19 protein-coding genes are annotated in these 22,689 nt (G+C 45.8%); 14 read left to right on the forward strand and 5 right to left on the reverse strand.

Going from position 1 to position 22,689, the window contains the following annotated elements:
* Position 1 precedes the first annotated feature (1 nt).
* The 9 genes from urtE (at position 2) to ureG (ending at position 6,813) form a co-directional block, all read left to right on the forward strand.
* Complete coding sequence (gene urtE, locus FTW16_RS00335) at positions 2–697, forward strand: urea ABC transporter ATP-binding subunit UrtE (protein WP_123306350.1); 696 nt, start codon at positions 2–4, stop codon at positions 695–697.
* Positions 694–1,641 carry an urease accessory protein UreD gene (locus FTW16_RS00340; protein WP_146489681.1) on the forward strand — a complete coding sequence of 316 codons (948 nt, stop codon included), beginning with the start codon at positions 694–696 and terminating at the stop codon, positions 1,639–1,641. Before urtE ends, FTW16_RS00340 begins: the two co-directional genes overlap by 4 nt.
* A 132-nt stretch (positions 1,642–1,773) precedes the next feature.
* Complete coding sequence (gene ureA, locus FTW16_RS00345; RefSeq protein WP_004735119.1) at positions 1,774–2,076, forward strand: urease subunit gamma; 303 nt, start codon at positions 1,774–1,776, stop codon at positions 2,074–2,076.
* An 11-nt stretch (positions 2,077–2,087) separates the two neighbouring features.
* A complete protein-coding gene (locus FTW16_RS00350; protein ID WP_146489682.1) occupies positions 2,088–2,423 on the forward strand; it encodes an urease subunit beta in 336 nt (111 codons plus the stop codon).
* A gap of 40 nt (positions 2,424–2,463) precedes the next feature.
* Complete coding sequence (ureC, locus tag FTW16_RS00355; protein ID WP_123306348.1) at positions 2,464–4,167, forward strand: urease subunit alpha; 1,704 nt, start codon at positions 2,464–2,466, stop codon at positions 4,165–4,167.
* 115 nt (positions 4,168–4,282) lie between these two features.
* Entirely contained in the window at positions 4,283–4,735 is a 453-nt protein-coding gene (ureE, locus tag FTW16_RS00360) for an urease accessory protein UreE (RefSeq protein ID WP_146489683.1), read from the forward strand.
* 74 nt (positions 4,736–4,809) lie between these two features.
* Complete coding sequence (locus FTW16_RS00365; protein WP_146489684.1) at positions 4,810–5,406, forward strand: HupE/UreJ family protein; 597 nt, start codon at positions 4,810–4,812, stop codon at positions 5,404–5,406.
* A 40-nt stretch (positions 5,407–5,446) separates the two neighbouring features.
* The gene (locus FTW16_RS00370) at positions 5,447–6,127 is read left to right on the forward strand and encodes an urease accessory protein UreF (RefSeq protein WP_146489685.1); all 681 of its coding nucleotides are present in this window, start codon (positions 5,447–5,449) and stop codon (positions 6,125–6,127) included.
* 47 nt (positions 6,128–6,174) lie between these two features.
* Complete coding sequence (gene ureG / locus FTW16_RS00375) at positions 6,175–6,813, forward strand: urease accessory protein UreG (RefSeq protein WP_017062498.1); 639 nt, start codon at positions 6,175–6,177, stop codon at positions 6,811–6,813.
* A gap of 92 nt (positions 6,814–6,905) precedes the next feature.
* Here the strand turns inward: ureG and xseA are convergent, their stop codons facing one another.
* Positions 6,906–8,252: an exodeoxyribonuclease VII large subunit gene (xseA, locus tag FTW16_RS00380; RefSeq protein WP_146489686.1), complete on the reverse strand. Its 1,347-nt coding sequence runs from the start codon at positions 8,250–8,252 to the stop codon at positions 6,906–6,908.
* A 244-nt stretch (positions 8,253–8,496) separates the two neighbouring features.
* On the opposite strand from xseA, the gene guaB reads away from it, so the two are divergent.
* From guaB to FTW16_RS00405, 5 genes are all read left to right on the forward strand, one after another.
* Complete coding sequence (gene guaB / locus FTW16_RS00385; protein ID WP_010440594.1) at positions 8,497–9,960, forward strand: IMP dehydrogenase; 1,464 nt, start codon at positions 8,497–8,499, stop codon at positions 9,958–9,960.
* A gap of 365 nt (positions 9,961–10,325) precedes the next feature.
* Positions 10,326–11,879 (forward strand): glutamine-hydrolyzing GMP synthase, encoded by a 1,554-nt coding sequence (gene guaA, locus FTW16_RS00390; protein ID WP_146489687.1) that lies wholly within the window; start codon positions 10,326–10,328, stop codon positions 11,877–11,879.
* 324 nt (positions 11,880–12,203) lie between these two features.
* On the forward strand, positions 12,204–13,901 hold the full coding sequence (locus FTW16_RS00395; protein ID WP_146489688.1) for a chitinase: 1,698 nt from the start codon (positions 12,204–12,206) through the stop codon (positions 13,899–13,901).
* A 274-nt stretch (positions 13,902–14,175) separates the two neighbouring features.
* Complete coding sequence (locus FTW16_RS00400) at positions 14,176–15,726, forward strand: Na+/H+ antiporter NhaC family protein (RefSeq protein WP_146489689.1); 1,551 nt, start codon at positions 14,176–14,178, stop codon at positions 15,724–15,726.
* A 623-nt stretch (positions 15,727–16,349) separates the two neighbouring features.
* A complete protein-coding gene (locus FTW16_RS00405) occupies positions 16,350–16,943 on the forward strand; it encodes an acetate uptake transporter (protein ID WP_146489690.1) in 594 nt (197 codons plus the stop codon).
* A 146-nt stretch (positions 16,944–17,089) separates the two neighbouring features.
* Here the strand turns inward: FTW16_RS00405 and FTW16_RS00410 are convergent, their stop codons facing one another.
* From FTW16_RS00410 to FTW16_RS00425, 4 genes are all read right to left on the reverse strand, one after another.
* Complete coding sequence (locus tag FTW16_RS00410) at positions 17,090–18,637, reverse strand: alanine/glycine:cation symporter family protein (RefSeq protein ID WP_146489691.1); 1,548 nt, start codon at positions 18,635–18,637, stop codon at positions 17,090–17,092.
* A gap of 455 nt (positions 18,638–19,092) precedes the next feature.
* Positions 19,093–20,463: an MBL fold metallo-hydrolase gene (locus FTW16_RS00415; protein WP_146489692.1), complete on the reverse strand. Its 1,371-nt coding sequence runs from the start codon at positions 20,461–20,463 to the stop codon at positions 19,093–19,095.
* 147 nt (positions 20,464–20,610) lie between these two features.
* Positions 20,611–21,378 (reverse strand): 1-acylglycerol-3-phosphate O-acyltransferase, encoded by a 768-nt coding sequence (locus FTW16_RS00420; protein WP_146489693.1) that lies wholly within the window; start codon positions 21,376–21,378, stop codon positions 20,611–20,613.
* Positions 21,379–21,574: 196 nt separating this feature from the next.
* Entirely contained in the window at positions 21,575–22,513 is a 939-nt protein-coding gene (locus tag FTW16_RS00425; RefSeq protein ID WP_146489694.1) for a hypothetical protein, read from the reverse strand.
* Positions 22,514–22,689 lie beyond the last annotated feature (176 nt).

A 22,689-nucleotide genomic window follows, 5' to 3' on the forward strand; every position in this document is an offset into this window, starting at 1 on the left:
TATGTTAGAGGTTAAATCAGTTAATCAATATTACGGTGAGAGCCACACCTTATGGGATTTGGATATGCAGATCCCTGAAGGTAAATGCACGGTATTAATGGGGCGTAACGGTGTCGGTAAAACCACCTTGCTGCAATGCATCATGGGGTTGGTTAAGGTTGAAAGCGGTGACATCTCCTTATCGGGTGAGTCACTTTTGAAAACCGATGCCGAGGACCGTCCACGCCAAGGGGTCGGCTATGTACCGCAAGGTCGTCAGATCTTCCCAATGCTTACTGTGCAAGAAAACCTAGAGGTTGGCTTACCGATTCGAGAGAAGGGCGATCGTAAGATCCCCGAATTCATCTTCGATATTTTCCCGGTATTGAAAGAGATGCTGCATCGCCGCGGTGGTGACTTATCAGGTGGTCAGCAGCAACAGCTTGCGATTGGTCGTGCGCTGGTGGTTAATCCAAAGCTACTGATCTTGGATGAGCCAACGGAAGGGATTCAGCCCAATATTGTGCAAGAGATTGGCGACATCATTCGCATGCTCAACGAGAAGATGGGGCTCACGGTTCTGCTGGTTGAGCAGAAGCTACCATTTGCAAGAAAGGTCGGTGACCGTTTTTGTATTCTCGACCGTGGCCGTCAGGTGGCTGAAGGTGAAATGACAGGGCTCGATGAGTCCTTGATTAAGGAGTACCTAACCGTATGAATTCTCTCTTTTCTCCGAATGAAGTAAGGAGCGCTTCTTTAGTTGAAGCCTTGTCTCTGAATGAGACTATCGAACAAGATATTCGAGATGGTTGGCAAGCAAGCCTAAATCTCACTTTTGTCGACCGCGGTGACAAAACCGTATTAAAGAATCGTCAGCAGTCTGGTCCGCTTGCGGTGCAACGCCCCCTGTATCCTGATGGGGAAACGTGTCACACCTACTTACTCCATCCCCCCGGCGGAGTGGTGGGTGGTGACACTCTCAATATTGAGGCAACCGCAGAAAGCGGTGCTCATACGTTGATCACCACACCCGGTGCGACCAAGTTCTATCGTTCTAACAACAAGTACGCTAAGCAAAAGCAAACCCTTCGAGTGAAGAAAGGCGCGCGCTTGGAATGGATGCCACAAGAGAACATTTTTTTCCCCAATGCACACGTTCGTTTAGACACTGAAATTCGCCTTGAAAAGGGTGCACAGTTTTGGGGTTGGGAGATGCACTGTTTTGGGCGGCCTGCACAGAATGAGGGATTTGAGCGTGGTCACCTTGTTGGGAAAACGGAAATCTATCTTGATAATCAAAGGCTTCTGACTGAAGGTTTTAATTTTCATGGTGGCGATAAGTTAATGATAAATATGGGGTTACTTGATTTTTCAATGATGGGTACCTTTTATATCACCTCAAATGAGAAGCAAGATCTAGAGTTGGTACAGAGCTTGCTCTTATCTATTACACAGCAAGCTTCACAGCAATCAGACTCATCGAAAATGTCGAGTGACCCCACATTAATATTGGGTGCGACACAAATAGAAGGATTGATTGTGGTGCGAGCCTTGGGCAATTGGAGTGAAGATATTCTTCAAGCCTTTGGTCAGATATGGCAAGCAACTCGCTCTCATTTGTATGGTACGACTCCTGATTTACCAAGGATTTGGGCGACTTAGCGATTAGCCCTATTTGTACCGAGGGTGACTTCCAGCCATCGGTACATTTTTTCAAGCTTGCTGTGACTGAATCCCACTTACTGCTCAGCGTTTGTGAGCAATAAGAAAACAACACTAACAGCGGGCGGCTAAATGGAATTAACACCAAGAGAAAAAGATAAGCTACTTATCTTCTGCGCAGGAATGCTGGCACAGCAGCGCAAACAAAAAGGCTTAAAACTCAACTATCCAGAATCTATTGCGCTGATCAGCAGTGCCATTCTAGAAGGTGCCCGCGAGGGTAAAACCGTTTCGGAACTGATGGATTTTGGACGAACACTGCTTACCGTCGATGACGTCATGGAGGGGATCCCTTCCATGATCCCAGATGTACAAGTCGAAGCTACTTTTCCTGATGGCACCAAGTTGGTGACCGTTCATGAACCTATCGTGTAGGGAGAAACCATATGGCTGGCTCCACCAAACAATATTCAGGCTTCGTTCCCGGAAAAGTAGAAACCGCTCCCGGTGACATCACTCTCAATGAAGGCCGAGACACGACGTCCGTTAAGGTTCAAAACATTGGCGATCGTCCTGTGCAAATTGGCTCTCATTACCACTTCTATGAAGCAAACCCTTCGCTGATCTTTGACCGAGAATCTACTAAAGGTTTTCGACTCAATATCCCAGCAGGCACCGCTACTCGTTTTGAACCGGGTCAGTCTCGCAGCGTCGAGTTGGTGCGTTACGCCGGTAAGTTAGAGATCTACGGCTTCCAAGGGAAAGTGATGGGTAAGCTTTAAGCGTTCTCACGGAAACAATGAAAATAACAAAGGACTGATCATGGCGAAGATATCCAAACAGGCTTACGCCGAAATGTTTGGGCCAACAATCGGAGACCGAGTGCGTCTTGCTGACACCGATTTATGGCTAGAAGTTGAAAAGGATTACACCGTATACGGCGACGAAGTGAAGTTTGGCGGCGGTAAAGTGATTCGTGATGGGCAAGGGCAAAGCCAACGTCCAAGTGCCGAAACGCCAGATTTGGTGATCACTAACGCGATTGTGTTGGACTACTGGGGAATTGTAAAAGCGGATGTCGCAATCAAAGACGGCCGAGTTCAAGCGTTGGGTAAAGCGGGTAACCCAGACGTTCAACCAGGTGTTGACATTGTTATCGGTCCGGGCACTGAAATTTTAGCAGGTGAGGGTTCGATCCTTACCGCGGGTGGCATCGATTCACACATTCATTTCATCTGCCCGCAACAGATTGAAGAAGCCTTAGCATCTGGTGTTACGACCATGATAGGCGGTGGTACGGGGCCAAACACAGGGACTAACGCGACGACATGTACACCGGGTCCATGGAACATGCACCGTATGTTGGAATCACTCGACCAATTCCCAATGAACTTTGGTTTGTTAGGTAAGGGCAATGCGAGCCAACCGGAAGCATTGCGTGAACAAGTGGCAGCGGGTGCTGTGGGTTTGAAGTTGCACGAAGACTGGGGAACAACCCCTGCCTCAATCGATACCTGCTTGAGTGTTGCTGACGAGATGGACGTACAAGTTGCGATTCACACAGACACATTGAACGAATCGGGTTTTGTTGAATCGACACTTGGTGCAATCGGTGATCGCGTGATTCATACCTATCACACCGAAGGTGCAGGCGGCGGCCACGCTCCCGATATTATTCGCGCAGCAGGTGAGCCGAATGTTCTGCCTTCTTCTACCAACCCAACACGACCTTACACCGTTAATACGGTCGATGAGCACTTGGATATGTTGATGGTGTGTCACCACTTGTCACCATCGATTGCTGAAGATGTTGCATTCGCTGAATCACGTATTCGCCGTGAAACCATTGCCGCAGAAGACATTCTTCATGACTTAGGTGCGTTCTCGATGATCGCTTCGGATTCACAGGCAATGGGGCGCGTAGGCGAGGTAGTAACACGCACTTGGCAAACAGCACACAAGATGAAAGTGCAGCGTGGCAGCCTAAAAGAAGATTCCGACTACAGCGATAACTTCCGCCTAAGACGTTATGTCGCTAAGTACACCATCAACCCTGCTATAACGCACGGTATGGCACATGAAATCGGCTCTATCGAAGCTGGAAAGCTGGCGGATTTAGTGTTGTGGAAACCAGCCTTCTTTGGTGTGAAACCGAGTGTGATTTTGAAAGGCGGCATGATCGCGATGGCTCCTATGGGCGATCCAAACGCTTCAATCCCAACCCCTCAGCCAGTTCACTATCGCTCTATGTTTGGTAGCTATGGTAAGGCGTGTCAGAACACATCGATGCTGTTTGTTTCGAAAGAAGCCAAAGCACAGAACATTGATAAGCAGTTGGGACTGAAGAGCCTGATTGGTGTTGTGAGCAACTGCCGAAACATCAGTAAGGCTGACATGAAGCTGAACGACTGGATGCCGAAGATTGAGGTCGATTCTCAGACTTATCAAGTGCGCGCTGATGGCGAACTGCTGACGTGTGAGCCTGCTGAAGAACTGCCAATGGCTCAAAGATACTTTCTATTTTAATAGCTCGGCTGAAGGCTCTTATTTTAGACCTTTAGCTGAAGCTCGTATTTTAGCTCTTGGCTGAGGGCTCTTATTTTGAACGTTATAAATCTCACAAGGAGATTGAGGTAATAGCATGATTGAACTGACTCAACTGAATACTCAAATACAAAATGCACCGGACGGCTATCTAAGCCTGCCTATCGATAGCCGAATCAAAAGCCGTCTTAAGGTGATGCTCGATGACGGGCGCAATGCTGGATTGTTTCTACCACGCGGTCATATCTTGCGTGGCGGAGAGCAATTAACTAGTGAGTGTGGTTTAACTGTCGAAGTGAAAGCGGCGCCGGAAACCGTGTCGACCGTTTACTGTGAAGACTCGCATCTATTAACTCGTGTTGCTTACCACCTAGGTAACCGACATGTGCCACTACAAGTGGAAGAGGGCTGGGTGCGTTATCAACACGACCATGTTTTGGATGAAATGGTTGAAGGTTTGGGCGCGACAGTGACTACCGAAAAACAACCGTTTGAACCAGAAGGCGGTGCTTATGGCGGTCGCTCTGGTGGACATCATCACCATCATTAATCGAGTCATTTGAGACTCACCCATTTATTAGATACAACCACGATATTAATAACTATAAACGCAAGGAACTCGCGATGAACTTTAAAACAGCTGCAGGCTTATGCACTTTCACACTGGCTTCTCTAACAACATCGACATTGGCTTTGGCTCACCCGGGACATGGTTCGCATTCGGTTCATGAGTCTCACTCATTTATGTCTGGCCTAACTCACCCGGTAACAGGTATGGATCACCTGATCATGCTGATCGCTTTCGGTCTGTTAATTGGCGCACTGTCGTTTTCAACCAAGATAAAAGCCGCGTTGATTGGCGGTGGATTGGCTTCACTAGTCGTTGGGCTTATCGCAGGCCAAGCCTTAGGTTTCTCTGTGATTGTTGAACCAGCAATCATCGCTTCTCTGTTCGTCGTCAGTTTATGTCTATGGCACGTATTCTCACCATCAACCAAGCGTGTAAACAGCGTATTAGTCGCTTCCATTGCGATGTTGTTTTTTCATGGTTACGCACACGGCGTTGAAGCTGCGAGCAACCTAACTCAATTTGCAACAGGTATGAGCATCACTGCTTTGGCATTAATGGTTGTCGGTACGTTTGTTGGGCGCGCAGTTTACTCTAAATGGTTGTCAGTCGGTGTTGCTTCAGCAAGCGCAGTATTACTGTTAGGCGCGTAAGCTCTCGAACTTTTCGAATTTAGAAGACAGAGAGCAGAGTATGAGCACAACAGAAAATATCGCGATTTATCGTCTGTTCCAATTGATCAGTCCCTCTTTGCCGATTGGTGGTTTCACTTATTCGCAAGGGCTAGAGCTAGCGGTTGAGGCGGGGTGGGTGACAAATCGCGATAGCATGGAGCAGTGGCTTAATACCATCGTCAGTTCCAGTGTCGCGACCTTGGAATTACCTATCTTAGAGCGTCTTTATCATGCTCTAGAAAAAGGTGAACTCGATGAGATTGAGCACTGGTGTAACTACTTGTACTCAAGCCGTGAAACCAGTGAATTACGAGCAGAAGAAAAGCAGCGCGGGCATGCATTGAATACCTTGTTAAAGCGCTTAGAGATCGATATTTCGCAGGTGGATTCTGTTGATAGTCACCCAAACCAGCTGTTAGGAATGTGCATCGCGGCTCAACATTGGGATATCGATTTAGAAAGCCTTAAGCAGGGTTATTTATGGAGTTGGCTTGAAAACATCGTTACCGCAGGGGTCAAGTTAGTGCCTTTAGGTCAAACCGATGGTCAGTTGGCACTGATTAATATCACCAACACGTTTCCCGAGAACATTGAGAAAGCACGCACGATAGAAGATTGGATGATAGGGAGCTTTTCGCCATCAATGGCATTAGCAAGTTCACTGCACGAAACACAATACACACGACTATTTCGTTCGTAGCGGTCAGCTCGAACGATGTAGTAAAAAAGAATATAAGGAAGTAGATTATGGAAAGTTATAAGCAACCACTTCGAATTGGTATTGGTGGCCCAGTGGGGTCTGGTAAAACCGCACTGTTGGAAGTGCTGTGTAAGGCAATTCGCGACAAGCTAAACATTGCCGTAGTAACCAACGACATTTACACCCAAGAAGATGCAAAGATACTGACACGAGCTGAAGCTCTCGAACCTGACCGTATTATCGGTGTGGAAACAGGCGGTTGTCCGCACACTGCGATCCGTGAAGATGCGTCGATGAACCTCGCGGCAGTCGAAGAGCTGGCTAAGCTACATAAGAACCTTGATGTGGTGTTTGTAGAGAGTGGTGGTGATAACTTGAGTGCGACGTTCAGTCCTGAGTTAGCCGACCTTACTATCTACGTGATTGATGTAGCGGAAGGGGAAAAGATCCCACGTAAAGGTGGTCCGGGTATCACACGTTCTGATCTGTTGGTTATCAACAAGATCGATTTGGCACCGTATGTTGGTGCGTCACTTGAAGTCATGGAGCAAGACACACAACGTATGCGTCCAACCAAGCCTTACGTGTTCACCAACCTCAAAGAGAGCCAAGGGTTAGATTTCATCATCAACTTTATCGTGACCGAAGGGATGCTAACCATGAAGGAGCCTTCTACTACTGAGTAGGGGGAAATCAGTTAGTTTTTTAAGTCGTTAGATACTTAAAAGCCCTGTCGATTATTGATAGGGCTTTCTGGTTTCAAATGTTCGAGTCGAACTTAAAGCTCGCTCTTAGTCACTCTTGTGGTCACTTGCGACTCAATCACACCGTCTTCAACTTGAGTGGTGATCACTTCACCTACTTCTACGTCATTAATCGATGACACCGTCTTGCTCGATGCTGAATGAGTAATGCTGTAGCCACGCTTTAGGGTTGCCAGCGGACTTACGGTTTCTAACTTCTCTGCGGCCATAGCTAGCTGGTGGCGAGTCGTTAGTAACGTCTTATCCATCGCATCTAATAGCTTTTGCTCTGAACGTTGTAGATGCAGCTTCTGTTCGCCAAGGCGCTTAACAGGTGAGCTCAATTGAAGCTGGTGCTGTTTACGTTCCACACGTTGTGCATGCTGTTTTAGGTATTGAGTCATACCACGACGCAAACGCATGTCTAGGTCATCAAGTTGCTGGCTCTGCTTTTGCAGTTGGTAGCTAGGATGCTGCTTCTCTAAGCGGTATTTCAAGGTTTGAGTGGATTGCGCTTGTTTGATTAACACATGACGAATCGCACTGACTAAGCGAGCACGTTTAGAAGCAAAAGCTTGTTCTTTATGGCTGTTGTCACGGCTAACTAACTCAGCGGCTGCTGATGGTGTTGGAGCGCGCATATCTGCGACGAAATCGGCGATAGTGACATCAACTTCGTGGCCAACTGCGCTGATAATCGGGATTTGGCTTGCTGCGATTGTGCGAGCTACGATCTCGTTATTGAAGCACCATAGGTCTTCTAAAGAACCGCCGCCACGACCCACAATCAACACATCACACTCATTACGTTCGTTAGCTCGTCCAATTGCTTGTGCAATCTGAATAGCTGCCTCTTCGCCTTGAACCATGGTTGGGTAAACCACCACTGGCAGCGAAGGATCACGCCTCTTCAAGACATCAAGGATATCAAATAGCGCTGCTCCGGTTTTCGATGTGATAACGCCAACACGCTTTGGATGCTCAGGAAGCGGTTGTTTGCTTGATTGAGCAAACAGTCCTTCTGCGGCTAGGTTCATCTTCAGCTTTTCAAACTCTTGCTGAAGTTTACCGTCACCCTCTGGCTGCATGCTTTCGATGATCAGTTGATAGTCACCGCGTGGCTCATAAAGAGATAGGCGAGCTTTGACTAAAACTTGGTTGCCGTTCTGAGGTTTAAAGGTGACTCGGCGGTTATTGCCACGAAACATAGCGCACTTAACTTGAGCGCGAGAGTCTTTAAGCGTGAGGTACCAGTGACCAGAGACAGGTGCAGAGAAGTTCGAGATTTCACCAACGAGCCACACTATTCCCATTTCGTTTTCTAATAGGAGACGAACCTCTGAGTTGAGGCGAGAAACAGTAAAGATGTTTGGATTAGTCATAGAAGCACTATCTTTCCTTGAAGGAAGGTCTTTCTTGGAATCTCACAGGGCGTGAGTATGGAAGATAGCGGCAATATAATACATAGCAAGGGGGGGAATGCAAATTAAAAACACAAAAATGTGTAGCCAAGCGATTTCGCCGTGCGTATAATCCGTCTGCAATATCAAATCCAAATCACTTTATTATGCGAAACGATAAAGTTGGGTTTACTCCTTTTAACACCTTTGTTGTGAGATATTGCAAATGCTACGAATCGCAAAAGAAGCTTTAACTTTTGATGACGTTTTACTCGTCCCAGCACACTCAACCGTTCTTCCGAACACAGCTGATCTTCGCACTCAGTTAACGAAAAACATTTCTTTAAACATCCCAATGATCTCTGCATCGATGGATACTGTTACGGAAGCACGCCTAGCAATTGCCCTTGCGCAAGAAGGTGGCATTGGCTTTATTCATAAGAATATGTCAATCGAGCAGCAAGCTGAAATGGTTCGCCAGGTTAAAATTTACGAAGCTGGTGTGGTTTCTCACCCAGTAACTGTAAATCCTGACGCGACAATCGCTGATGTTGTAGCCCTTACTCAAAAACACGGCTTCGCCGGTTTCCCTGTTGTTACTGAAACAAACGAATTGGTTGGTATTATTACTGGTCGTGACGTTCGCTTTGTTACTGACCTTTCTAAGAAAGTTGATGTAGTAATGACGCCTAAAGCTCGCCTTGCTTCTGTTAAAGAAGGTGCAACTCGTGAAGAAGTTCAAGAGAAAATGCACGAAGCGCGTGTTGAAAAAGTTCTTGTTGTAAATGATGACTTTCAACTGACTGGAATGATCACTGCAAAAGATTTCCACAAAGCAGAACGTAAACCAAACGCTTGTAAAGATGAGCGCGGCAGCCTACGTGTAGGTGCAGCTGTTGGTGCTGGTGCTGGTAACGAAGAGCGCGTTGCTGCTCTAGTTGAAGCTGGCGTAGACGTTCTACTTATCGACTCTTCACACGGTCACTCTGAAGGCGTACTTAACCGTATCCGCGAAACTCGCGCTGCATACCCTGATCTACAAATCATCGGTGGTAACGTAGCAACTGGTGCTGGCGCTCGTGCTCTTATCGAAGCAGGTGTTAGTGCAGTTAAAGTTGGTATCGGCCCTGGTTCAATCTGTACGACTCGTATCGTTACTGGTGTTGGTGTTCCTCAAGTAACAGCAATCGCAGACGCAGCTGAAGTTGCAAACGAATACGGTATTCCAGTAATCGCAGATGGCGGCATCCGCTTCTCTGGCGATATCTGTAAAGCTATCGTTGCTGGCGCATCTTGTGTGATGGTTGGTTCAATGTTCGCTGGTACTGAAGAAGCACCGGGTGAAGTTATCCTTTACAACGGTCGTTCTTACAAGTCTTACCGTGGTATGGGCTCTCTTGGCGCTATGTCTCAAGGTTCTTCTGACCGTTACTTCCAATCTGACAACGCTGCAGACAAGCTTGTTCCAGAAGGTATTGAAGGTCGTATCGCATACAAAGGTCGTCTAAAAGAGATCGTTCACCAACAGATGGGCGGTCTACGCTCAAGCATGGGCCTAACGGGTTCTGCAACTGTTGAAGACATGCGTACTAAAGCTGAGTTTGTTCGTATCTCTGGTGCGGGCATGAAAGAATCTCACGTACACGATGTTCAAATCACGAAAGAAGCACCTAACTACCGTTTAGGTTAATAATACGTCCAAACGTTTGAATAATGTGCTGATTTAGTCGGCACATTACTATACCAATCGTAGTAAATAACGGGTCATCCTAGCTTGTTAAAAAACTCGATAACTTCGTTAGGATTTTTGATTGTAGAATAACTACTTATCAGAAAATCCTGCCTTGTTCTCAAGCTTTTTTCCTGCGCTATTCCTGAACACTTACTTACTGTGATTGGTATCATATCTACCGCCTGTTTTGATGAAAGCCTGATTTTCTCAAAACACGAGGTTAAAGATATCCAACGAAAACGTTTGCTTTATTTCTTGAAGAGTTAATCAGAGGTGAGTAAACTCGCCTCCGTTTTATCACATAGCCAATAAGACTGCTTACAATGACTAAAAATATTCATGACCAACGTATTCTAATTCTGGACTTCGGTTCTCAATACACACAGCTAGTAGCTCGTCGTATTCGTGAGATCGGTGTTTACTGTGAACTTTGGAGCTGGGACGTAGACGAAGCGGATATTCGTGAATTCAATCCAGACGGTATCATCCTATCTGGTGGCCCTGAAAGTGTAACGGAAGAGAACTCTCCACGTGCACCTCAGTACGTATTTGATTCAGGTGTTCCTGTATTTGGTATTTGTTACGGCATGCAAACTATGGCTGAGCAACTTGGCGGTAAAGTAGCAACGTCTACTGAGCGCGAGTTTGGCTACGCTGCTGTACAAGTTACTGGTGAATCTGCACTTTTCGCTGACCTTGAGTCTACTCAAGATGTTTGGATGAGCCACGGTGACAAAGTAGTTGAAATCCCAGCTGATTTTACAAAGATCGCTGAAACAGATACTTGCCCATACGCTGCAATGGCAAACGAAGAGAAGAAGTACTACGGCGTACAATTCCACCCAGAAGTAACACACACTAAGAACGGCCTGAAAATGCTTGAGAACTTCGTTCTTAACGCATGTGGTTGTGAAGGTCTGTGGACTTCAGCTTCAATTATTGAAGATGCAGTTGCACGTATTAAAGAACAAGTAGGTGACGACGAAGTTATCCTTGGCCTTTCTGGTGGTGTTGATTCATCTGTAGTTGCGATGCTTGCTCACCGCGCTATCGGCGACAAACTAACATGTGTATTCGTAGATAACGGCCTTCTTCGTTTAAACGAAGCAGAGCAGGTTATGGAGATGTTCGGTAACAAGTTTGGCCTAAACATCATCAAAGTAGACGCTGAGCAACGCTTCCTTGACGCTCTTGAAGGCGAAGCTGAACCAGAAGCTAAGCGTAAGATCATCGGTCACGTATTCGTAGATATCTTCGATGAAGAGTCTAAGAAACTGAAGAATGCTAAATGGCTTGCTCAGGGTACTATCTACCCAGACGTAATCGAGTCTGCTGCATCTAAGACAGGTAAAGCACACGTAATCAAATCTCACCACAACGTTGGTGGTCTTCCTGATGATATGGAAATGGGCCTTGTTGAGCCTCTACGTGAGCTATTTAAAGATGAAGTACGTAAGATTGGTCTAGAGCTTGGTCTTCCATACAACATGCTTTACCGCCACCCATTCCCGGGTCCAGGTTTAGGTGTTCGTGTACTTGGCGAAGTTAAGAAAGAGTACTGTGATTTGCTGCGTCGTGCTGATGCTATCTTCATTGAAGAGCTTCATGCTGCTGACCTTTACCACAAAGTATCTCAAGCATTCACGGTATTCCTACCAGTACGTTCAGTTGGCGTAATGGGCGATGGCCGTAAGTACGATTGGGTTGTATCTCTACGTGCTGTAGAAACTATCGACTTCATGACTGCTCACTGGGCACACCTACCATACGACTTCTTAGGTAAGGTATCTAACCGTATTATCAACGAAGTTAACGGCATTTCACGTGTTGTTTACGATATTTCTGGTAAGCCACCAGCAACTATCGAGTGGGAATAATCTCTTAGAGATTTAACCAGCGTTGATTCAAACCCTAAGCCTCGAACTCAGTTCGGGGCTTTTTTCTTTTCGATTCATTATATTGATTCATTGCATTAAAGGCTTATGAGCAATACCTCGAAACCAAATGAATAATACCTAGAAACCAAATGAGTTGGAAACTAGATATCAGCTCAAGAAACCATGAGACGCTTTGTTGGGTTGAGCTATATATCAAAAATATCACTCGCACTTTTTATAAATTCATACAGCTACAGCTAGGCCATTTCACATGTGAAGCATACTCTTTGATGGACTTATTAAGGACAGATAAGAGAATCCATCATGTTAAAAATCAAATATTTGGCGACAGTACTGGGCTGCACATTAGCAGCGCAAAGTCATGCGTCTTTGAACATTCAACCTGATCCGCAAAACCCGAATGGTTACCTTGTTGAAAAGTCGGCATTACAAGCTGCTGAACAAGCGAAAACCTCGGATCCTATGTACGCGATCTGGTCACAAGCATTACAAACTCGTTCGAACACTATCGTTGAAGCGATTGAACCCGGTTCACCTTCTAACCCTGAAAACGTAAAACGGGTTGAGCGTGTATTCCCTCAATCTGAATGGGATTTCCTTACTCAGATGGCGGCGCCAGAATACACTTACACTCGTTTCTTGCGCGCGATTGGTAAATTCCCAGCCTTCTGTGGAGAGTACACTGATGGCCGTGATTCTGATGCCATCTGTAAGAAATCCATCATCACCGCTTTTGCCCACTTCTCTCAAGAGACGGGCGGTCACATTGCAATAGACAACACTTCTGATAACCCATTAGCTCTTGAAGAGTGGCAGCAAGCGCTGGTGCATGTTCGTGAAATGGGGTGGTCTGAAGGGCAAGAAGGCTACACAACAGGTTGTGGCCAGAACGATTGGCAAAATGCACGCTGGCCATGCGCCGCGGGGCAGGGCTACTTCGGTCGTGGTGCTAAACAGCTTTCTTACCACTTTAATTACGGTGCATTCTCGGAAGTGATGTTCGATGGTGACGCAACCGTGCTTCTCAATAATCCGGGCTTAGTGGCGGATTCTTGGTTGAACTTGGCTTCTGCTATTTGGTTCTTCTTAACCCCACAAGCGCCTAAGCCAGCTATGCTTCATGTGATTGACCGTACATGGACGCCATCTCAACGTGAACTGGATGCGGGTATTGGTTATGGCTTTGGTACCACAATCAATGTGATCAACGGTGGTATTGAGTGTGGTGAACAGAATAAAGACAAAGGCCAGCCAGTTAACCGCATCCGTTACTGGGAAGGGCTAGCGGCGCACTATGAAATTCCTGTAGAAGCGGATGAAGCGAATACCTGTTGGCAGCAAACGCCTTACGGAAGCTTGAATCTGAATGGCGCAACCGATGTGTTGTACACCAACTGGGATGGTAACTGGAAATACTACGCAGATCGCCCTGAAGGCTATTCATTTGAATGTGAATTGGTCGGATTCCAAACGGCTTATTCAGCGCTGGTGGCTGGCGATTACGAGAAGTGTGTGACCAACTTCTATGGATCTCATGCAAGCTGGCCTGAAGTGAAGGTGGTCGATAAGCTTGATCCGGTAGACCCAGGAACCGATCCCGGCGGTAACGGCTGGAGTGCGACTAAGGTTTACAATGCGGGCGACCAAGTGACTCACAACGGTGCAACCTACGAAGCGAAATGGTGGACACAAGGGGATGACCCTGCCAATGGCGGCCCTTGGAAATTAGTGGCGGGTGAGCCAACACCACCGGTAGTGACTGATCCTGCGCCAGTCGACCCAGCTCCTGTCGATCCTGCTCCGGTGGACCCAACACCAGTTGAGCCACCTGTCGTTGTTGACCCGTCGGTGTTTATCACATGGGAAGCGGGCGTTAGCCAAGTGAGTAACGGTGACAAGGTGACACATAACGGTAAGTGCTTCGTGGCTAAAAATGCTCCGGGTGTTTGGGAGAGTCCTGTTCAGTCGAATTGGTTCTGGGATGAAATCAGTTGTAATTGATAGTCTGAATACCGAAAAGGCGGTTTAAATGACGAGTTCAATATTACGACTGTAGCGATATAAATAATTAAAAGCCGAAAGTTTTTACTTTCGGTTTTTTTTCGTTTCGAACTTGGTGGCCTAGGAAGGTCGACTGGTCTATTAGGCTATGTTAAAGCGTATTTAAAGACTAATTATCCAGTTAGAGAATAAAGTCCTGTACAAATGATGGTTGTGAATTTATATTCAAATTTAATTTATATTTATTCTTTTATTTTAGGGTTAAGGTGTACCTATGGAACAGACAGATATCACGTCACTCATCCCCATTGTGATTACTTTGGTGTTGTCGTTGGCGACAAGGAATGTAGTGATAGGCCTATTTGCAGGCGTGCTGAGTGGTGTGGCAATGCTCACTGGTATGTTTAGCGAACTTAACCCGCTTGATACGTTTGGCACCATGGTGAAAGGTTACTTAGTCCCTCAACTTACCGACAGCTATAACGCAGGTGTGATCATGCTGTTGGTGTTCATCGGTGGCTTTGTTGCTTTGATGGAGAAGTCGGGTGGTGGTGTTGCGTTTGCCAAGCGTGTTACCCAATGGGTAAGCAATAAATGCCAAGCTCAAATCTCAGCATGGTTTGGGGGAATCGTTATATTTTTCTCTGACTTAGGTACCCCTTTAATCGTTGGCCCTGTTTTTCGTCCCCTTTTCGATAAACTGAAACTTTCAAGACAGAAGCTAGCATTCATCATTGATTCAACCTCATCGCCAGTTGCGATCCTTATTCCTTTCATTGGATGGGGCGTTTACATTATGAGCCTTATTCAAAAAGAGTTCACGGCTTTGAATGTCAACATGTCTGACTGGGATGCTTTCATCGGTGCGATTCCTTTTCAGTTCTACGCGTTCTTAGCTATTTTCATTGTTCCTTTAGTTTCAGTTAAAGGTTTAGACTTTGGACCAATGGCAAAAGCAGAGCGTGATTGCCAAGCAGGAACCTGCTCTGGTGCGAATAGTGAATCACTGAATGCGTTCTCGCATAAAAATGCAAAGGCATCTTTTGTTTGGGCACCGTTGTTAGTGATGCTGGTGGTGTTGTGTGCCATGTTGGTTCCGCAAGGCTTCCCGTTCCAAAAGGTCGCGGGTTCATCATTCAGAGCCGCTTTATCATCGGCTTATTTCTTTGCTGCGATTACCTTGATCTCGCTAATGGCTTACTACGGTGTAAGAAAACTGTCTGACGGTGTTTCTGTGTACTTAAAAGGTATGGGAAATATGATGCCAGTCGCGATCATTTTGGTGCTGGCTTGGGCGTTAAGCACTGTTGGTAAAGAGTTGGGCGCAGCGGCTTATATCGCAGAGCAAGCACAGAGCGGCTTCCCTTATTGGTTAGTGCCTGCAGTTGCGTTTTTATTATCGGCTATCATTTCATTCGCTACCGGATCGTCGTGGGGAACCTTCGCCATCATGATGCCATTGGTTATGCCAACTGCGATCGCGATAGATGCTCCGTTACTCGTCGCGATTGGCGCGGTGCTCTCTGGTGGTCTGTTTGGTGATCACTGCTCACCGATCTCTGAAACTACCATTCTTTCTTCAACAGGGGCAGGGTGTGATCAGTTTGAACACTTTAAGACGCAGCTTCCTTATGCGTTGATGAACGGCTCTATTGCTCTGGTGAGTTTCGTAGTGGCAGGCTTTACTGGCAGTTCGTTGGTCGTGTTAGGTGCGCTTGTCGCTCAGTTGGTTGTTGTAACGCTGCTGGCCAAGCGTGATGCAAGTAAGCATGCTCAATCAGAGGTGCAATCTCAAGTCTCTGAATCTAAAGCTCAACAAGCGTAGTTTAAGATGACGGGTGAGTGAATAGATACGGGATGCGAGTAAACGAGTAACGAAAAGCTCGCTCTCTTGTTCTTCATCTCACTTACTCGAACCTAAGTAATCCTCGTCATTCCTCACAGTGAGGGACGAACGTGATAGGGAATCTCTTTAGTGCGCCAAACGTGCTTATATCGAAGAGGAGATTCCAGGTACCTCGTTCCTCGATTCTGGAATGACGACTGAGAGCTAGGTACGGGATGTGAGTAAACGAGTATCGAAGAGCTCGCTCTCTATTGTCTAAGCTTGCTATTAAGCAGTCTCGCATACTCAAATCTAAAGACTCTTTTCGTGTCTCGTATCTCGTTACCCGCACCTTTTTCATATGCATATCACTTATTTCAATCTCAATACGCTCCTCTTATCCCGCTTACTCGAATCTTTTTTATAGCGTGACAGGGAACTTGTTTACTTATAGTTTCTGTGAATTGATTGGTGTTGTTATGAAACTAATTTTCCATAGGATCATTTACACAATCTTAGTTTTCGATAACTGGATTACCTAGTTGAGCGGTTTATAGATTAAAATTTTCTTACAAATTTTATCGATTTTTTTTAATCAACCAATTTAATAAGGTAAATTCGCAATGTCGACCAAACTAGCTAACCCAGCGCCATTAGGCTTAATGGGTTTCGGTATGACCACTATTCTTCTTAATATCCACAACGCAGGTTTCTTCCCAATCGATTCAATGATCCTTGCGATGGGTATTTTTTACGGTGGTTTGAGCCAAGTTATCGTGGGCACAATGTGTTTCAAGCGTGGTGACACGTTCGGTACAACTGCGTTTACTTCTTACGGCCTATTCTGGTTGTCTTTGGTTGGTTTGATTGTCATGCCTTACATGGGTCTACCTGCAAGCCCTGCAAGCTTCATGGGTTGGTACCTACTACTATGGGGTATCTTCACTGGCTTCATGTTCATCGGTTCTCTATGCTACCCGGTAGCGAAGCAAGTAGTATTCGGTTCACTGACTATCTTGTTCTTCCTACTTGCAGCTCGTGATTTCACTGGCAGCTCATTGATCGGCACTATCGCTGGTTTTGAAGGTATCTTCTGTGGCGCTTCTGCTATCTACTTTGCAATGGCACAAGTAATCAACAACGAATACGGCCGTACAGTACTGCCTATCGGTGAGAAGAAAGCACCTCAAATGGCAACACAAGAAATCGCTGCTTAAGTACTCTAACTCGGGAACAGTTAGTTTGTTATAAGCCGCTTATTCGTAATGAATAAAACAAAAGGGGTTAGCCGAAATGGCTAACCCCTTTTTTATGCGTTATCGATAGCGCTATTTTTTAAAGCGATCTATTTGCTAAGGAAAGCTTAAGCTGAAGGTTGCTCTACAGGTTTAGTGTCTGTAGCTTCTGCTTCAGGAGACTTACCTGTTTTACGCTTGTACTTCTCTTCCCAGTAAGTTGCACCTTTAATGCCTAGTTTTACAGGGTTGAATGTGTACTCAGTTACGCCTTGTTTCTGCTGTTCTTCGTAGTCAGCTAGAGCTTTAAGCGCAGGCTTAGACATGAAGAAGATGATCAGAATACCCACGATGTTTAACCATGCCATCAAGCCAACGCCAACATCACCCATTGCCCATGCAAGGTTCGCTGTTTTAACTGTGCCATAGAAAACCGCAGTGATAAGAACAAGCTTAAGTACGAACATCATGCCAGGGATCTTGATGGTACGACGTAGGTAAGCAATATTCGTTTCTGCGATGTAGTAGTAAGCAAGAATCGTTGTAAATGCGAAGAAGAACAAAGCAAATGCGATGAATGGCTTACCAATGCCTGGTAGTGCACTTTCAATAGCAAGCTGTGTAAATACAGGACCATTCGCACCGATGTTTGCTGCTAGGTTCTGAACAAGGAATACCCCCTCAGCGCCGCCGTGAACGTTGTATGCACCAGTGATGATGATCATGAACGCTGTAGCAGAACATACTAGAAGAGTATCGATGTAGATAGAGAATGCTTGTACCAAACCTTGCTGAGCTGGGTGATCAACACTTGCAGCCGCTGCCGCGTGAGGACCAGTACCTTGACCCGCTTCGTTTGAGTAAACACCACGCTTAACACCCCAACCAATTGCAGCACCGAAGCCTGCCATAGGTGTGAATGCATCACCAATAATCATTGCGAAAACAGTTGGCACTTGGCTGATGTTTAGCAGAATGATAACGAACGCGATAATGATGTAAGCCAATGCCATGAACGGAACAACGATCTGTGTGAAGTTCGCAATACGTTTAACACCACCAAAGATGATGAAAGCAAGGATGATAGCAACAACAGTACCGGTGAAAATTTTAGCGAAACTGAATGTACCGACAGCTGTTTCAATCATATCACCTGAGCCAAATGCAGCTTCTACAGCATTACCAATACTGTTTGACTGAACACCTGGAAGCAAAATACCACATGCAAAAATAGTCGCGATTGCGAAGATCCATGCGTACCACTTCTGACCCATTGCTTTTTCAATGTAGTAAGCTGGACCACCACGGAACTGGCCTTCGTCTTCTTCTTTGTAGATTTGCGCTAGCGTAGATTCTGCATAAGCAGTCGCGGCGCCAAAGAAGGCTACAACCCACATCCAGAATACTGCACCTGGGCCACCGAAACCGATAGCGGCAGCAACACCAGCAATGTTACCTGTACCTACACGGCCAGATAGCGAAACGGCTAGAGCTTGGAAAGACGAGATGCCTTTTGATGAGCTTTTACCCGAGAGTAGCAAGCGCCACATTTCAAAGAAGTGACGGATTTGAACAAATCGAGTCATGATGGAGTAGAACAAACCTGCACCTAAACATAGGTAGATAAGTACTGGGCTCCAGATTATTCCATTCAAAAAATCAACGAATGACTGCATGAGTATTTTCCCTGTTAGTTTTACTTATGATTGTTTTTCGAACAACACAATACTTCACTTGTAACCCAAGTGTTAAATTATTTAACTGCTCATTAGGATTACTGTGACATAAAGCAAGTTATAGAGGGTGTTTGTTAATGCTTAGTGCTAATTCGATAATCGTTTCATTTAATTTGATATGCAACTAGTTTTGTTTTGTGGTGTTTTTCAAAGTGAATAAATAGTGATTAATACAAAAAGGGGGATTTGAGGTTCGCATAAGAAACGAAATTGCGAAAAATAGGGATTAAAGCCGCTTAGCATGAACGGCTGATATAGGATTGGTGGGATAGGTAGGTTGGAATATATCACCTCTATCGTATGAACTAGCAGACCTAAGAGACTGTGATTTTTGAAAGTTCGATAATTGAGGCTTTCATGTTTACCTAGTGAAAGTTGCGAATTTGATGCCTGTTTCAAACAACCACGAACCCTCGCACCTGCAATTCTTTAGTGAAGTCAGACTGAGTGTTTGGTTCGCCGTGAATCAAATGCACCTTTTTCGGTGGAGTCGCGATGCCCTCTATAAATCGATAGAGATCCTCTTTATCGGCGTGAGCCGAGTAGCCAGACATGCCATGAATTTGAGCATTCACTTCCACTTGTTTGTTGTCGATTGAAACCTGCATTTCACCTTGTTGCAACTCTCGTCCGAGCGTCCCTTGCGCTTGATAGCCCGCTAAAATTACATCGGTTCGTATATCGGGAAGCAAAGCCGATAAGTAGTTCATTATCCTCCCGCCCTGACACATTCCAGAAGCTGCAACCACAATCGCGGGTTCACCTGTCGACTTAAGGCGATTAACGATTTTCTTGTGCATTCTATGCCCATCAACAGTAATGCACTGCTCAAATGCAAGTGGGTGACGTTTCAGTTCTAGCCGTTGCTTTGCTTCTTGTCCCCAGAGTTCTTTAAAACGTCGATAGGAGCGTGTCACTTTCTCTGCCATCGGAGAATCGAGGATGATAGGAATGTCGGCACTGAGTTGATGCTCATAGATCAGGTGTTCGATATCAAATAGCAACTCTTGTGTTCGACCGATACTGAAGGCCGGAATTAGGATGACACCTCCATCGAGTAGTGAACGATCAATGATCGCTTTAAGACGCTGTGCTCGTGTTGCAATATCATCATGTGTACTGGCGCCATAAGTGGATTCGATAAACAGATAGTCGGCCTGTTGTGGTGGTTTTGGATCGGGCAGCAGTGGTGTGTTACTTGGGCCCAAGTCGCCAGAAAACACAACTACTTCTTGGCTTGGTAATTTTATCTCGATATAGGCAGAACCTAAGATGTGCCCAGCGGGTTGAAAACGGGCATGCAGAGTATTTGGCCTATGATGATCCTTTCCGTTGTTTTGCTGTTTAGATGTGATTGGAAACCATTCCCCGTAAGGCTTGGGAGCCATTAACGAATGAATTTTTTTGAGTATCAGCTTCGATTGTTTATTGCTGAGCCCTTGCAGTTTTAAACCATCCTCAATCATTAAAGGGGCGAGTTCAGCGGTCGCTTGCGTGCAATAAATCGGTTGGTTAAACCCACTGGCGAGTAACCAAGGTAATCGACCAATATGATCAATGTGAGTATGGGTCAGCAGCAGAGCGTTGAGGTGGGACGTTTCAAATTCAATATCAAGAGGGCGGGTATCTTCTCCTTGAAGCTTTTTACCTTGAAGATCTAAACCTTGAAAAAGGCCACAGTCGATGAGCACCGCTTGGCCTGAATCTCTTAACTCGTGACAAGATCCGGTGACAGTATGTTTGCCGCCATGGTGAATCACTTCCATCGTTTACTCCCATTGCTCTATAAAGCCGTTAACGCCTGTTTTTATTTTGCGGATAAGCGCCAGCAAGTAAAACAAGAACAATGAGAGTTGCGATCGTTGAGTATCTTTTTAAGTAACTGAGCGATGACTCAGTGGGTTCGTTGTGAGTTAGTTCGTAGAAGAGCGGTCTGAATCCAACTCTGGGTTTTGCTGCGCCTCTAAACGAGCCACTTCGGCATCAAGCTCTGCTATTTTCTCTGCCATGAGTGCGTGACAGCGATTGGCCAGCTCCCTTGCATCACTAAGCTTGTATTCGGATACATCGATAGGTTCCAGCATCTCGGTGATCACAATGCCATTATTGGCACGATTAAAGTCGATCTTATTGTGCGTGGTGCTCGTGCACATCGGGGTGATAGGCACGCCGGCTTCAATCGCCATTCGGAAAGCGCCTGTTTTGAATGGCAGTAATCCACGCCCTTTACTACGGGTTCCTTCAGGGTAAACCCAAACAGACAGATCTCTCTGATGAATCGCTTCCGCCACTTGCTTGATGGTATCGCGTGCTTTGGATTTGTCTTCACGGTTAATCATGATGTTACCGGTGATCCAATACAGCAGGCCAAAGAAAGGCACGTACAACAAATCGCGTTTGCCCAATGAAACAGTGCGTGGTCTTAGCATTCCTGGATCGGTCACAAAGTCCAATATGCTTTGGTGGTTAGATATGTAGACGCTGTTCTCTGGCGTTGGGGCATTGTCTAGGCCGCGCTGTACCAGTTTTACACCGATGATCTTTTGGAGTTGGTTGAACCAACGACAGAAAACGTACACATGCTTGGGGTTCTTGGGGCTAAACAAGCAGTAAACAAAAGCACATAGAGTGGTGAAAATAATAAACACCGTAGCCAAAATAATACGAAGAACAGCAAGCACAATTCACTCCTTACTCACCGCAGGTGGCAGTGATTAAATAGTTTTAGATGCTTGAAGTTTTCACTCTATTTAACCGAATTGCAACAATTAACTGTGATAGGGGGCTGTTTTTAGATCTTTATATAAAACAAGGACTAACAATAGGTGTTTGACACAGTTATCGAGCTTACACGTGTTCACCAGTAATGGCTCATGATCACCAAAACTGTTTATTTGGATCCGATTTTTCTACCCATTCAGGATCTTGACGCGATTCAAAGTAGAGTTGTAGACCGTTATAAGACATGAAAGCAGCAGGGCCACCAAGGTGCTCGAAATAGTCAAAATACTCATCTTCGAGAGCACAAAGGTGGGCTAAATCTTTAACCTTGTTAGCCAGCGCCCATTGAATGGCAAATACCGGCGCTATTGAGCCTGAAATATTCACCTCTTCGACGTTTGGGTTAAACATTGAATTAGCTTGCTCAAGCAGTACCTCTTCTTGTTCAGACTCTTGTTGTAGCACCTCTTCGACGATCTCCGAGCGCTTGGTATTAGAAACACTCTTGTTCAACTTGGCGATTCGTAGTGCGTAGCTAAATCGGTCTGATGACACTATGTCGACAAGTTGCGACAACAGCTCTTTGTCTACGCCTGCTGCTTTGGTGAAATAGTCGATACACGAATTGATGGAGGCATAACGAGTACCGTCAAACTCAAAGCCACTGGTTTCGTCGAATACCTCAAGTGGGATGTCATCAACCGACAAAGGCCAGCCTTTATAATCGACGCGTTGTTTGGCGATTTGATACATCTTCCAAGCGCTGCGTCCAAAACCGCCAAGTGTCGAGCCCGTAAACTCACTGTCTATCAGCTCTTGCTCAGTCCAGTTCTCACCAATACCTAGGTGCTTGGCATACTTATCAATGAGCGCATGCTTTATCTGGTCGCGCACCGCCCAAATCGAAGTTAGGTCTTTCGCATACTTCACATTCGCGCACTCTTTACATGCAGGCAGCGCTATCGGCGCATGACCAACCTTGGCAAAAAGCTGAGCGGTTTTGGGAAACTCAACGCTGTGATTAGAAGGTTCACCACAAAACCAACAGGTGTGGCGCAGGTTGAATGGGATGTCTATGTAGGAGTATTGAGTCATTGAACGTCTATCGGCTGAGTGTTGAGGTTGGGAGCATTACGGTAAAACAATTATCTCTGTTCACACGTCAGCTTGCACCTTGTTTGTTTTTGTTTTTCTGACGAGACTGATTCGAGATGTGACTCGCCTGATGAGCTCATTAGGTGGATATTGATATAAAACAGTCACTAACGATA

The sequence above is a fragment of the Vibrio sp. T20 genome, assembly GCF_007858795.1.
Lineage (GTDB): Bacteria > Pseudomonadota > Gammaproteobacteria > Enterobacterales > Vibrionaceae > Vibrio > Vibrio satsumensis.

What these genes read in the sequence shown, in the direction of transcription:
- urtE (WP_123306350.1), top strand. Translation starts at nt 2, where the DNA reads ATGTTAGAGGTTAAATCAGTTAATCAATATTACGGTGAGAGCCACACC.
- FTW16_RS00340 (WP_146489681.1), top strand. Translation starts at nt 694, where the DNA reads ATGAATTCTCTCTTTTCTCCGAATGAAGTAAGGAGCGCTTCTTTAGTT.
- ureA (WP_004735119.1), top strand. Translation starts at nt 1,774, where the DNA reads ATGGAATTAACACCAAGAGAAAAAGATAAGCTACTTATCTTCTGCGCA.
- FTW16_RS00350 (WP_146489682.1), top strand. Translation starts at nt 2,088, where the DNA reads ATGGCTGGCTCCACCAAACAATATTCAGGCTTCGTTCCCGGAAAAGTA.
- ureC (WP_123306348.1), top strand. Translation starts at nt 2,464, where the DNA reads ATGGCGAAGATATCCAAACAGGCTTACGCCGAAATGTTTGGGCCAACA.
- ureE (WP_146489683.1), top strand. Translation starts at nt 4,283, where the DNA reads ATGATTGAACTGACTCAACTGAATACTCAAATACAAAATGCACCGGAC.
- FTW16_RS00365 (WP_146489684.1), top strand. Translation starts at nt 4,810, where the DNA reads ATGAACTTTAAAACAGCTGCAGGCTTATGCACTTTCACACTGGCTTCT.
- FTW16_RS00370 (WP_146489685.1), top strand. Translation starts at nt 5,447, where the DNA reads ATGAGCACAACAGAAAATATCGCGATTTATCGTCTGTTCCAATTGATC.
- ureG (WP_017062498.1), top strand. Translation starts at nt 6,175, where the DNA reads ATGGAAAGTTATAAGCAACCACTTCGAATTGGTATTGGTGGCCCAGTG.
- xseA (WP_146489686.1), bottom strand. Translation starts at nt 8,252, where the DNA reads ATGACTAATCCAAACATCTTTACTGTTTCTCGCCTCAACTCAGAGGTT.
- guaB (WP_010440594.1), top strand. Translation starts at nt 8,497, where the DNA reads ATGCTACGAATCGCAAAAGAAGCTTTAACTTTTGATGACGTTTTACTC.
- guaA (WP_146489687.1), top strand. Translation starts at nt 10,326, where the DNA reads ATGACTAAAAATATTCATGACCAACGTATTCTAATTCTGGACTTCGGT.
- FTW16_RS00395 (WP_146489688.1), top strand. Translation starts at nt 12,204, where the DNA reads ATGTTAAAAATCAAATATTTGGCGACAGTACTGGGCTGCACATTAGCA.
- FTW16_RS00400 (WP_146489689.1), top strand. Translation starts at nt 14,176, where the DNA reads ATGGAACAGACAGATATCACGTCACTCATCCCCATTGTGATTACTTTG.
- FTW16_RS00405 (WP_146489690.1), top strand. Translation starts at nt 16,350, where the DNA reads ATGTCGACCAAACTAGCTAACCCAGCGCCATTAGGCTTAATGGGTTTC.
- FTW16_RS00410 (WP_146489691.1), bottom strand. Translation starts at nt 18,637, where the DNA reads ATGCAGTCATTCGTTGATTTTTTGAATGGAATAATCTGGAGCCCAGTA.
- FTW16_RS00415 (WP_146489692.1), bottom strand. Translation starts at nt 20,463, where the DNA reads ATGGAAGTGATTCACCATGGCGGCAAACATACTGTCACCGGATCTTGT.
- FTW16_RS00425 (WP_146489694.1), bottom strand. Translation starts at nt 22,513, where the DNA reads ATGACTCAATACTCCTACATAGACATCCCATTCAACCTGCGCCACACC.